The sequence below is a fragment of the Roseibium sediminicola genome (genome assembly GCF_023156505.1).
Classification (GTDB): Bacteria; Pseudomonadota; Alphaproteobacteria; order Rhizobiales; family Stappiaceae; genus Roseibium; species Roseibium sediminicola.
The window spans coordinates 110,779-123,412 of sequence record NZ_JALNMJ010000002.1 but is presented as its reverse complement, the minus strand read 5'-3'; the positions used below and the strand labels follow the sequence as shown (position 1 = coordinate 123,412).

Here is a 12,634-nt window from a genome sequence, read left to right as displayed (position 1 = left end):
CCGCTGGTCAGAACAGCGATGCCGCTGCCGCACTGGCGGCAGTCACCACCTGTCCCGGCGCCAGCCAGAAGAAGATCACGAACAGGCTGGACAGCCCGAGCACGACCTTCAGCTCCATCGGCATGCGCTCGAAGGCTTCGACCGGTTCGTCGAAGAACATGATCTTGACGATCCGGAGGTAATAATAGGCACCGACCACCGACATCAGCACACCGATCACGGCGAGCGGATAAAGACCGGCCTCGACGGCGGCGACAAAGACGTACCACTTGCCGAAGAAACCGACCAGCGGCGGAATGCCGGCAAGCGAGAACATCAAGAGGCCCAGCAGGATCGCCATCGGCAGGTTTGTCTGTGAGAGACCCGCGAGATCGCTGATTTCCTCGACCATGCCGTCCTTGCGGCGCATGGAAAGGATGCAGGCGAAGACGCCGAGGGTCATGCCGAGATAGGCGATCATGTAGAAGATCACACCTTCGACACCCGTCTGCGTTCCGGCCGCCAGACCGACCAGGGCATAACCCATGTGACCGATCGAGGAATAGGCCATCAGCCGCTTCAGGTTGCGCTGGCCGATCGCGGCAAAGGCGCCGAGTGCCATGGAGGCAATCGAGACAAAGACGACGATCTGCTGCCACTCGCTGGTGACCGGCTGGAACGCCTCGATCACGATGCGCACCAGCATGCCCATGGCGGCCACTTTCGGCGCGGCGGCCAGGAAGGCGGTGACCGGGGTCGGCGCGCCTTCATAGACATCCGGCGTCCACATGTGGAACGGCACGGCCGAGATCTTGAAAGCAAGACCGGCCAGGATGAAGGTCAGACCGATCACGAGACCAATGGATGCGCCTTCGTGGGTGAGCGCCTCGGCAATGCCGGAAAAGGCGATCTGGCCGGAGAAGCCGTAGACCAGCGACATGCCGTAGAGCAGCATGCCGGAGGACAGCGCGCCGAGGACGAAGTATTTCAGGCCCGCTTCCGTCGAGCGCACGCTGTCCCGGTTGATCGCGGCGACCACATAGAGAGACAGGCTCTGCAGCTCGAGGCCAAGATACAGCGCGATCATGTCGTTGGCCGACAGCATCAGCATCATGCCGAGCGTCGCCAGCACGATCAGGATCGGATACTCGAAATGGTCGAAGGACTGGCTCTTGGCATAGGCCCAGGACATGGCGATGGCAAAGAACGAGCCCGCCAGCACCAGGAGTTTCAGGAGATAGGCGAAATCGTCAAGAACGAAGGATCCGCCAAAGGTCTCGCCATAGGACGGCACAAACAGCAGCACCAGGAAGGTGCCGCCGAGAAGCCCCATGGCACCGCCGAACACCGCGTAGCTGACGCCCTTGCCCCCAAAGGCACCGATCATCAGCAGCACCATCGCTCCGAGGGCCAGGATGATCTCCGGCAGAACCGGCATGAGATCTGGCAGTTGGGTCATGTCTGACATGGCTCTGTCTCGTCCTCGAAACCTTAGTGGGCGGCCGCGGCGGCGGCCGTCGCGGCGTGCTGGGTGACCCCGGCTGCGTCAAGCGCCGCAGTGTAATGGGTGATGAGATTGTCGACGGCGCCCTGGGTCACATCCAGGATCGCCATCGGGTAGAAGCCGAAGAAGATCGTCAGCACCACCATTGGCAGCAGGATGGCCTTTTCCCGGAGATTCAGGTCGAGCATCGACTTCAGGCTTTCCTTCTCCAGCGCGCCGAAGACGACGCGGCGATAAAGGTAGAGCGCATAGGCCGCCGACAGGATCACGCCGGTGGTCGCGAAGAACGCCACCCAGGTGTTGACCTGGAACGCGCCCATCAGCGTCAGGATTTCACCGACGAAGCCTGAAGTGCCCGGCAGGCCCACATTGGCCATGGTGAAGATCAGGAACGCAACCGCGTATTTCGGCATCCGGTTGACCAGGCCGCCATAGGCGGCGATCTCTCGGGTGTGCATCCGGTCGTAGATCACGCCGACACACAGGAACAGCGCGCCGGACACGATGCCGTGCGAAAGCATCTGGAAGATGCCGCCCTGGACGCCCTGCTCGGTCATCGTGAAGATGCCCATGGTGACATAGCCCATATGCGCCACGGACGAATAGGCGATCAGTTTCTTGATGTCCTCCTGCGCCAGCGCCACCAGCGAGGTGTAGATGATCGCCACAATGGAGAGCGTGTAGATCATCGGCGCGAACATGTCGGACGCGACCGGGAACATCGGCAGCGAAAAGCGCAGGAAGCCATAGCCGCCGAGCTTCAGCAGAATGCCGGCCAGGATCACGGACCCCGCCGTGGGCGCTTCCACGTGCGCATCCGGCAACCAGGTATGCACCGGCCACATCGGCATCTTCACCGCGAAGCTGGCGAAGAAGGCGATCCAGAGCCAGGTCTGCATTTCCGGCGGAAACGCGTTGCTGGCAACAAGGTCGGCAATATTGGAGGTCTTGGCCGTCCAGTACATCGCCATGATCGCGATCAGCATCAGCACCGAGCCGAGCAGCGTGTAGAGGAAGAACTTGTAGGAAGCGTAGACCCTGCGGGCACCGCCCCAGACGCCGATGATCAGGAACATCGGGATCAGGCCGGCCTCGAAGAAGACGTAGAACACCACCAGGTCGAGGGCGCAGAAGACGCCGATCATCAGCGTTTCCAGCACCAGGAAGGCGATCATGTATTCCTTGACGCGCTTCTGGATGCTTTCCCAGGAGGCCAGGATACAGAAAGGCATCAGGAAGGTGGTCAGGATCACGAACAGCACGGAAATGCCGTCAACGCCCATGCGATACTTGATGTCCTCGACGCCGAGATGCGCGGCGATGCCGCTCGGCAGCCAGTCCTTTTCCTCCAGGAACTGGAAGCCCGGATTGGCGTAGTCGAAATTGCCCCAGATGAACAGCGACAGCAGGAAGGTCACCGACGTGGTCACAAGGGCGACCATGCGGATGTTTTTCTTGCTGCCCTCGTCATTGCCGGGAACCAGCAGGATGAACAGCACCCCGAGCAGCGGCAAGAAGGTTGTGAGTGACAGAATTGGCCAGTCAATCATTAGTGTGCACCCCCGCCGGTGCCCGCACCGGTGAACATCGACCAGGTGATCAAGAGAGCCACCCCGATCAGCATCGCAAATGCATAGTGGTAGAGATATCCGGTCTGCAGTCGGACGACCCAGGACGTGACGTTCTGGACGCGCGCGGCAACGCCGTTCGGGCCGAAGCCGTCAATCACGGTGCCGTCGCCCTTCTTCCAGAGCGCGCGGCCGAGCCACTGGGCAGGCCGGACAAAGATGAAATCGTAGAGCTCGTCGAAATACCATTTGTTGAGCAGGAACTGGTAGAGGCCGGAATGGCGCTCCGCCAGCTGCTTCGGCATTTCCGGCGAGCGGATGTAGAACTGGTAGGCCACCAGGAAGCCGAGCACCATCATGACGAACGGCGAGACCTTCACCCAGGCCGGCACCTCGTGCATGGCATGGAGAACGTGGCTGTTTTCCATGGACGGCATCGCGCCGGTTACCCCGGTGTTCCAGAACGCGTCGTAGCCTTCGCCGTAGAACGAGCCGTAGAAGACCATGCCCGCGAGAACGGCACCGATCGACAGCACGAACAGCGGCACGGTCATCACCAGCGGCGATTCATGGACATGTTTCATGACATCCACCGAAGCGCGCGGCTTGCCGTGGAACGTCATGAAGGTCAGGCGCCAGGAATAGAACGAGGTCAGAGCGGCGGCGATCACGGTCAGCCAGAAGCCGTATAGGGCCATCGGGTTGGCGTGTTCGCCCATCGAGCCGCCGAAGGCCGCCTCGATGATGGCGTCCTTGGAGATGAAGCCGGCAAAACCGATATGGGTGAACGGAATGCCGACACCGGTCAGAGCCAGCGTGCCGATCATCATCGTCCAGTAGGTGATCGGAATATGTTTCCGAAGACCGCCCATCTTGCGCATGTCCTGCTCGTCGGAAACCGCGTGAATGACGGAGCCGGCGCAAAGGAACAGGAGCGCCTTGAAGAAGGCGTGCGTGAACAGGTGGAAGATGCCAATCGAATAGGCCCCGACCCCGAGCGCGACGAACATGTAGCCGAGCTGGGAACAGGTCGAATAGGCGATCACGCGCTTGATGTCGTTCTGCACGAGACCAACGGTCGCGGCGAAGAAGGCCGTGGTGGCGCCGAAGAAGACGATCACGGTCAGCGCGGTGTGGGACAGCTCCATCAGCGGCGACAGACGCGCCACCATGAAGACACCCGCGGTCACCATGGTTGCGGCGTGGATCAGAGCGGAGACCGGCGTCGGGCCTTCCATTGCGTCCGGCAGCCAGGTGTGCAGCAGGAACTGCGCCGACTTGCCCATGGCCCCCATGAAGAGCAACAAGCAGACAATCGTCATCGCCGCATGCGGATCCAGATGGTAGCCGAGGAAGGTCATGACCTCCTCATGTCCCTGGATGAAGGACGGCGCATCGTTGAAGATGGTGTTGAACTCGATGCTGTCGAACAGGAAGAAGACGCCGAAGATGCCGAGCGCGAAGCCGAAGTCACCGACACGGTTGACGACAAAGGCCTTGATCGCGGCCGCATTGGCGGAGGGCTTCTGATACCAGAAACCGATCAGAAGATAAGACGCAAGACCCACGCCTTCCCAGCCGAAGAACATCTGCAGCAGGTTGTCGGCCGTTACCAGCGACAGCATGGCGAAGGTGAACAGCGACAGATAGGCAAAGAAGCGCGGCCGGTGCGGGTCGTGATGCATGTAACCGATGGAATAGACATGCACCAGCGCGGAAACCGTGGTGACCACGATCAGCATCACGGCGGTCAGCGTATCGACGCGGATGGCCCAGGAGACCTTCAGGTCGCCGGCGTCGATCCAGCGGAACAGATCGACGATCTGGAGTTCCGATCCACCGAGCCAGAAACCGAAAAAGGCGATCCAGGACAGCAGCGCCGCCAGGATGAGAAACCCGCTGGTGATATATTCACAGGCCTTGGCACCGATGGCGCGGCCAAACAGGCCGGCAATCAGGAAGCCGATCAGCGGCAGGAACAGAATTGCGGAATACATCAGTCCCTACCCTTTCATCACGTTGACGTCTTCCACGGCGATGGAGCCGCGGTTCCGGTGGAACACCACCAGGATTGCGAGGCCGATGGCCGCTTCAGCCGCCGCCACGGTCAGCACCAGCATGGTGAAGACCTGGCCCATCATGTCGCCGAGGAACGACGAAAAGGCGACAAAGTTGATATTGACCGAGAGCAGCAGCAGCTCGATCGACATCAGAATGACAATCACGTTTTTCCGGTTCAGAAAGATCCCGAAGATCCCGATCGTGAACAGGATCGCCGCGACCGACAGATAGTGCGACAGACCGATTTCCATGGGCGCCTCGCCGTGCTCCCCTCGTTTACCCCAACCGGTCACCGCACGGAGGAGCGTGCATGCGACCGGACTTTATCGAATGACGCCTTCGCGTCAGATACCCTTGCCACTCTCCACTTTCCGGACCTCAATGGCGGTTTCGCGATTGCGCGCAACCTGTTCCGGAATGCTTTGACGTTTGACATTCGGCTTGTGGCGCAGGGTCAGGACAATCGCCCCGATCATGGCCACCAGAAGAACCAGGCCAGCGACCTGGAAGAAATAGATGTATTTGGTGTAGAGGATCGAGCCGATCGCCTGGATGTTCGTGACCCCCTCGGCGCCCGGCACCCCTGCAATCGCCGGTGTCGGTTCAGCTCCGTGTCCCAGGACGCCGGGTGCGATGATCCAGGCCCCGAGACCCATCAGCAGCTCGACCAGCAAGATGAGGCCGACCAGGCTGCCGACCGGCAGATATTGCAGGAAGCCCTGCCGCAGCTCGACGAAGTCGACGTCCAGCATCATGACCACGAACAGGAACAGCACCGCGACGGCGCCGACATAGACGACCACCAGAAGCAGGGCCAGATATTCGGCCCCGAGCAGAATGAACAGACCCGCGGAATTCACGAACGCCAGGATCAGGAACAGGACCGACGTCACCGGGTTGCGGGACGCGATCACCATGAATGCAGACGCCAATGTGACGCCGGCAAACAGGTAGAAGAAGAGAGCATTCAGGATCATTGCAAAGACCTGTCTGTCGTGTGGCCTTGCGGCCGGAAGTGCGGGGCCCGGCCGGATTGCCGGGCAAACCAGATTGCGGTTAGCTCCTAGCGGTAAGGAGCGTCCATTTCAATGTTGCGGGCAATTTCGCGTTCCCAGCGGTCACCGTTCGCAAGCAGCTTTTCCTTGTCGTAGTAAAGCTCCTCGCGGGTTTCCGTCGCGAATTCGAAATTCGGTCCCTCGACGATCGCGTCCACCGGACAGGCTTCCTGGCAGAAGCCGCAATAGATGCATTTGACCATGTCGATGTCGTACCGCGTGGTCCGGCGCGTGCCGTCATTGCGGCGCGGACCGGCCTCGATGGTGATCGCCTGCGCCGGGCAGATGGCCTCGCACAGCTTGCAGGCGATGCAGCGTTCTTCACCGTTCGGATAGCGGCGCAAAGCGTGCTCGCCGCGGAAGCGCGGGCTCACCGGTCCTTTTTCAAACGGATAGTTGACCGTAGGCTTCGGCTTGAAGAAGTAGCGCATCGCCAGAATGAAGGCGGACACGAACTCCTGCAGGAACAGCGATTTGACGGCTTGACTAAGTCCCATCGCTTTTTGCCTCTCTTTCCTCAACCGGCCAGCATGCTGCCGGCCAAATAGCCAATGACCGGGAAGCCGATCACCGGAACTCCAAAAATCAGTGCGCTCCAGAGCGCCCTGTACCTGGCCGCGGCGCCACCGTCACCGCCAGCCTGTCTGTTCTTCGTTTCCGCCGCCTGAAGCATGCCCTTCAGGATCTTCCAGTCGAGCCAGCCCATATAGAGGCCGACGGCGGCGCCGATCACACCGGCGAGCGAGACGCTCACGCCGCGCCCGGTGCCCAGCCCATGATCATCAGGACGGCGGCGACAACCACGACCATGCCCAGCGACAGCGGCAGGAACACTTTCCAGCCCAGGCGCATCAGCTGGTCATAGCGGTAACGCGGCACCATGGCCTTCACCATCGCGAACATGAAGAAGCCCAGGAAACACTTCAGCAGGAACCAGACAATGCCCGGTACCCAGGTGAAGGGCGCGAAGTCGAACGGCGGCAGCCATCCCCCCATGAAGAAGATCGTCATCAGGGCGCACATCAGGCAGATGGCGACATATTCCCCGAGCATGAACATCATGTACGGGGTCGAACCGTATTCGACCATGAAGCCGGCAACCAGTTCCGATTCCGCTTCCGCCAGATCGAACGGCGGACGGTTGGTTTCCGCCAGCGCGGACACAAAGAACACCACGAACATCGGGAACAGCGGCAGCCAGTACCAGTTCAGGAACGAAAGCCACGGCACGCCGAGCCAGGTGGCAAGCCCTGTCTGTTGGGCGTAGACGATGCCGGAAAGGTTCAGCGTGCCTGCACACAGCAGCACGGTCACGATCACAAAGCCGATGGAGACCTCGTAGGAGACCATCTGCGCGGCGGAGCGCAGAGCCGACAGGAACGGGTATTTCGAGTTCGAGGCCCAGCCGCCGATGATGACGCCGTAGACTTCGAGCGACGACACCGCAAAGACGAACAGGACGCCGATATTGATGTTTGAGATCACCCAGCCGTCGGCGACCGGGATAACCGCCCAGGCCGCCAGGGCCAGCAGAACGGAGACCAGCGGCGCCAGCAGGAACAGCACCTTGTTGGACCCGGCCGGAATGACCGGCTCTTTCAGCACGAATTTCAAAAGGTCGGCGAAACTCTGCAGCAGACCCCAGGGACCGACCACGTTCGGACCGCGGCGGATCTGCACGGCCGCCCAGATCTTGCGGTCGGCATAGAGAATATAGGCGACGATCACCAGGAGCACGACCATCATGACCACGCTCTGCAGCGCCATCAGGAGGAATTGCCCCAGATAGGTCGTCGTAAAGAACTCAACCATTTCGGTCCCCTGCCCCTTATTCTGCTGCTTCTGCCGCCCGCGTCTTCGCGAGCGCCGAACACTCGGCCATCACCTTGGAGGCGCGGGCGATCGGGTTGGTCAGATAGAAATCACGGATCACGTTGGCAAAGCCGGCGCTGTCCATCTTGGCTTTCGCATTGGCGAGCTTTTCGATGTCGGCCGCGTCGCCGGCCTCGATCGCGTCGATGCCGGTCATCAGCGGCACGGCCTCGAACAGTTTGGCACGCAACTGGCTGAGCGAGTCGAATTCCAGCGTCTGGCCGAGCACGGCGGACAGCGCCCGCAGGATCGCCCAATCTTCGCGCGCTTCGCCCGGAGGGAACGCTGCCCGGTCGGCCATCTGAACGCGGCCTTCCGTGTTGACGTAGATCGCGGATTTTTCGGTATAGGCGGCGCCCGGCAGGATCACGTCGGCGCGATGCGCGCCACGGTCGCCATGGGTGCCCTGGTAGACGACAAATGCGCCTTCCGGAACCTCGACCTCGTCGACGCCCAGCAGGAACAGGACATCAAGAGCGCCCGGCTCCAGCATGGCGCCGGTGTCCTTGCCGCCCTCGCCCGGCACGAAGCCGAGGTCGAGTGCGCCGACCTGAGAAGCCTCGGTATGCAGAATGTTGAAACCGTTCCAGCCGTCCTTGATCACGCCGAGCGTCTTGGCGGCGGCGGCGATGGTCGCCAGAACTTCGGCACCATCCGGACGGTTCAGCGCGCCCTGGCCGATGATGAACATCGGCCGCTCCGCCTTGGCCGGCGCGTGGTCGATAAACTGTTTCAGGCTGTCCGGACCGGCGCCGAGATAGGTCACCGGATAGGTCAGGTCGGCGTTTTCGCCGATCAGGCCGATTTGCAGATCGCCACGCGTCCAGCGCTTGCGGATACGGGCGTTGAGCACCGGCGCTTCCTGGCGCGGGTTGGAGCCGATCAGCATAATCGCGTCGGCCTCTTCGATCCCCTGGATGGTGGAATTGAAGAGATAGCTGGCGCGGCCGTTTTTCGGATGCAGCGGCGAGCGCGGGAAACGGCTGTCGATGTTGGCGACTCCGAGTTTTTCCATCAGGCTTTTCAGCGCAAACATGTCCTCCACACCGGCCATCTGACCGGCGAGCGCGCCGATCTTGTCGGCGGAGCTTGCCTTCACCTTGTCGGCGATGATCTGGAAGGCTTCGCCCCAGGAGACCGGCTGCAGCTTGCCGTCTTTCTTGGCGTATGGCCTGTCAAGGCGCTGGGTCTTCAGACCGTCCCAGATGTAGCGGGACTTGTCGGAGATCCACTCCTCGTTGACCTCTTCATTGAGGCGCGGCATCACGCGCATGACTTCCTTGCCGCGGCTGTCGACGCGGATCGCCGAGCCAACCGCGTCCATCACGTCGACGCTTTCGGTCTTGGTCAGTTCCCACGGACGGGCATGGAATTCATAAGGCTTGTGGGTCAGGGCGCCGACCGGGCAGAGGTCGGCAACGTTGCCCTGCATTTCGGAAGACAGTGCCGCGTCGAGATAAGTGGTGATCTCGGCGTCTTCGCCGCGGCTGATCAGGCCCATATCGGTGACGCCGCAGACTTCCGTTGTAAAGCGGACGCAGCGGGTGCAGTGAATGCAGCGCGTCATGATCGTCTTGATCAGCGGGCCGATTTCCTTGTTCTCGACCGCGCGCTTGTTCTCGTGGAAACGGGAGCCGTCGACGCCATAGGCCATCGCCTGGTCCTGAAGGTCGCACTCGCCGCCCTGGTCGCAGATCGGGCAATCCAGCGGGTGGTTGATGAGCAGGAACTCCATCACCCCCTCGCGGGCCTTCTTGACCATTTCGGACTTGGTCTCGACCACCGGCGGCTCGCCGTTCGGGCCCGGACGCAGATCCTTCACGCCCATGGCGCAGGAGGCGGTCGGCTTGGGCGGTCCGCCCTTCACTTCCACCAGGCACATGCGGCAGTTGCCGGCAATCGACAGCCGGTCGTGGTAACAAAACCGCGGAACCTCGGCGCCCGCCTCTTCACAGGCCTGAAGCAGCGTGTAGTCCGCCGGGACATCCACTTCGTTGCCGTCGATGATGAGCTTCGTCATCCGTTGCTCTCCAAATCCCGTTCCGCTTACTCAGCCGCCACCATGGTCGAAGAGGACTTCGACTTGGCGACATAGTCATCGATGCGTTGCTCGATGACAGGCCGGAAATTCTTGATCAAACCCTGGATCGGCCAGGCGGCCGCGTCCCCGAGCGCACAGATTGTGTGACCCTCGACCTGCTTGGTCACCTTGAACAGCATGTCGATTTCCTCATAGGAGGACTCGCCTTTGACCATGCGCTCCATCACGCGCCACATCCAGCCCGTGCCTTCGCGGCACGGCGTGCACTGGCCGCAGCTTTCGTGCTTGTAGAAGTAGCTGAGCCGCGCGATCGCCTTGATGACGTCGGTGGACTTGTCCATGACGATCACCGCCGCGGTACCGAGGCCGGAGCCGAGACCGCGCAGCGTGTCGAAATCCATCGGCGCTTCCTTGATCTGCTCCGCCGTGCAGCACGGCACGGAGGACCCGCCTGGGATCACAGCCAGGAGATTGTCCCAGCCGCCGCGAATGCCGCCGCAATGCTTGTCGATCATCTCGTCAAACGGCACGCCGAGCTCTTCCTCGAAAGTCGCCGGCTTGTTGACGTGACCGGAGACGCAGAAAAGCTTGGTGCCGGTGTTGTTCGGACGGCCAAGTGCCGAGAACCACGCAGCGCCACGGCGCAGGATGGTCGGCGCCACCGCAATCGATTCCACGTTGTTCACCGTGGTCGGGCAACCATAGAGGCCGACATTCGCCGGGAACGGCGGTTTCAGGCGCGGTTGGCCCTTCTTGCCCTCCAGGCTTTCCAGCAGCGCGGTTTCCTCACCGCAGATATATGCGCCGGCACCGTGGTGAACGTAGATGTCGAAATCGTAGCCGTTCTTGTTGTTCTTGCCGATCAGACCGGCGTCATAGGCCTGGTCGATGGCCGCCTGCAGGCGCTCGCGCTCGCGGATGAACTCGCCGCGCACATAGATGTAGGCGGCGATCGCCCCCATGGCGAAGCCGGCAACGAGGCAGCCCTCGACCAGCGTGTGCGGGTCATGGCGCAGGATCTCGCGGTCCTTGCAGGTGCCCGGCTCGGATTCGTCGGCGTTGACGACCAGATAAGCCGGCCGGCCGTCGGATTCCCTGGGCATGAACGACCATTTCAGGCCAGTCGGGAAGCCCGCGCCGCCACGGCCGCGCAATCCGCTGTCCTTCATTTCCTGGACGATCCAGTCACGGCCCTTGTCGAGCAGTGCCTTGGTGTTGTCCCACTGGCCGCGCTTTTTCGCGCCTTCCAGGCCCCAGTCATGCAGACCGTAGATATTGGTGAAGATCCGATCCTGATCCTTCAGCATCTCTTCCCCCTAGTCTTCGCTCTTGGAGGAGGCCACTTCACCGGCTTCCACGCGCTTGGAAAATTCTGTGTCTTCGCCGCTGGCGAGAATCTTGGCCTGGTCGATCCAGCCATCCCGCTCGATGCGACCCTTGAACTTCAACCGGCTGTCGACCCAGGCGATCTCTTCGGCACCCCAGGCAGCGACCTGGTCGAAATGGAAGAAGCCGAGTTGGTTCAGCGTTGCTTCCAGCTTCGGACCGACGCCCTTCAGTTTCTTGAGGTCGTCCGGCTTGCCGCCGCGGGCTTTTTTCAGAAGCGCCGGCTCTTTTTCAGCGACTTCAGCGGTTTCGGCGGGAGCCGCCTTGGGCTTTGCCTTGGAGACCGGCTTCGGCTCGTCAGCCTTCTTGGCGGCCTTCTCAACCTTGTCGGCGGTCTTGGCAGCGGCCTTTTTCGGCGTGGGAGCCGGTGCCGGTGCCTCATCCTTCTTGGCAGATTTTGCAGCATGGGCTGCAACCACCTTGGCAACCGCGTCCTCGGCCGGCGTCGGCACGCCGTCATAGTCGTTGCCGCCGGTGTTGATTGCAGCACCCGCAAAGTGATGGGAGGCTTTTTCCGAACCGTCGACGACATGCGGCAGCGGCAGCGTACCCTTGGTGTCGTCGTCGATTTCGGTCAGGGAGGTCTGACCGCCCTCGGCCATCGCGAAACGGCGGCCGTTTTGCGGTCCTGGCGTGACTTCCTTGCCGGCGGCAATGTCGTCGATAAGCTTGTTGAAGCTGTCTTCGGTCAGGTCCTCGTAGGTGTCCTTGAAGATCTGCACCATCGGCGCATTGACGCAGGCGCCGAGGCACTCGACCTCTTCCCAAGAGAACATGCCGTCCTCGGAAATCTCGTGCATGTGCTTGGCAATGCGCGACTTGCAGATCTTGATCAGATCCTCCGAGCCGCGCAGCTGGCAGGGCGTCGTGCCGCAGACCTGGATATGGGCCTTCTTGCCGACAGGCTGCAGCTGGAACATGGTGTAGAAGGTCGCCACTTCCAGAACGCGGATGTTGGGCATGTCCAGCAGTTCCGCGATGTAGCGGACTGCCGGTTCGCTCACCCAGCCATCGTTCTGCTCCTGCGCACGCCACAAAAGCGGAATGACCGCGGAGGCCTGACGGCCGGCCGGATAGCGGTCGATCAGCTTCTTCGCCCACGCGAGGTTCTTCTCGGTGAATTCGAAGCTTTCTGGTTGTTCCGCGGCAAGTCGGCGAACTGCCATGG

General features: G+C 61.6%; 11 protein-coding genes. All 11 read right to left on the bottom strand.

The annotated features are described in order from the left end of the window. Positions 1-7 precede the first annotated feature (7 nt). The 11 genes from nuoN to M0H32_RS03535 all read right to left on the bottom strand — a co-directional run bounded on the left by nuoN (position 8) and on the right by M0H32_RS03535 (position 12,632). Positions 8-1,447 (bottom strand): NADH-quinone oxidoreductase subunit NuoN, encoded by a 1,440-nt coding sequence (gene nuoN / locus M0H32_RS03585; protein WP_248150774.1) that lies wholly within the window; start codon positions 1,445-1,447, stop codon positions 8-10. Between the two features lie 23 nt (positions 1,448-1,470). Continuing rightward, entirely contained in the window at positions 1,471-3,033 is a 1,563-nt protein-coding gene (locus M0H32_RS03580; RefSeq protein ID WP_248150772.1) for an NADH-quinone oxidoreductase subunit M, read from the bottom strand. After that, positions 3,033-5,048, bottom strand: a complete 2,016-nt coding sequence (gene nuoL / locus M0H32_RS03575; protein ID WP_248150770.1) for an NADH-quinone oxidoreductase subunit L — start codon at positions 5,046-5,048, stop codon at positions 3,033-3,035. The genes M0H32_RS03580 and nuoL overlap by 1 nt, the downstream gene beginning before the upstream one ends. A gap of 6 nt (positions 5,049-5,054) precedes the next feature. Then, positions 5,055-5,363 (bottom strand): NADH-quinone oxidoreductase subunit NuoK, encoded by a 309-nt coding sequence (gene nuoK, locus M0H32_RS03570; protein WP_094070939.1) that lies wholly within the window; start codon positions 5,361-5,363, stop codon positions 5,055-5,057. Positions 5,364-5,456: 93 nt separating this feature from the next. After that, positions 5,457-6,089, bottom strand: coding sequence for an NADH-quinone oxidoreductase subunit J (locus tag M0H32_RS03565; protein ID WP_248150768.1), 633 nt, complete (start codon positions 6,087-6,089; stop codon positions 5,457-5,459). 86 nt (positions 6,090-6,175) lie between these two features. Next, positions 6,176-6,664 carry an NADH-quinone oxidoreductase subunit NuoI gene (gene nuoI, locus M0H32_RS03560; RefSeq protein WP_094070941.1) on the bottom strand — a complete coding sequence of 163 codons (489 nt, stop codon included), beginning with the start codon at positions 6,662-6,664 and terminating at the stop codon, positions 6,176-6,178. 20 nt (positions 6,665-6,684) lie between these two features. Then, the gene (locus M0H32_RS03555) at positions 6,685-6,921 is read right to left on the bottom strand and encodes a hypothetical protein (protein WP_248150766.1); all 237 of its coding nucleotides are present in this window, start codon (positions 6,919-6,921) and stop codon (positions 6,685-6,687) included. Beyond that, on the bottom strand, positions 6,918-7,979 hold the full coding sequence (nuoH, locus tag M0H32_RS03550; RefSeq protein WP_248150764.1) for an NADH-quinone oxidoreductase subunit NuoH: 1,062 nt from the start codon (positions 7,977-7,979) through the stop codon (positions 6,918-6,920). The genes M0H32_RS03555 and nuoH overlap by 4 nt, the downstream gene beginning before the upstream one ends. A gap of 16 nt (positions 7,980-7,995) precedes the next feature. After that, entirely contained in the window at positions 7,996-10,059 is a 2,064-nt protein-coding gene (gene nuoG, locus M0H32_RS03545) for an NADH-quinone oxidoreductase subunit NuoG (protein ID WP_248150762.1), read from the bottom strand. Between the two features lie 26 nt (positions 10,060-10,085). Next, complete coding sequence (nuoF, locus tag M0H32_RS03540; RefSeq protein WP_248150760.1) at positions 10,086-11,387, bottom strand: NADH-quinone oxidoreductase subunit NuoF; 1,302 nt, start codon at positions 11,385-11,387, stop codon at positions 10,086-10,088. 9 nt (positions 11,388-11,396) lie between these two features. Continuing rightward, entirely contained in the window at positions 11,397-12,632 is a 1,236-nt protein-coding gene (locus M0H32_RS03535; protein WP_248150758.1) for an NADH-quinone oxidoreductase subunit E, read from the bottom strand. Positions 12,633-12,634: the final 2 nt, after the last annotated feature.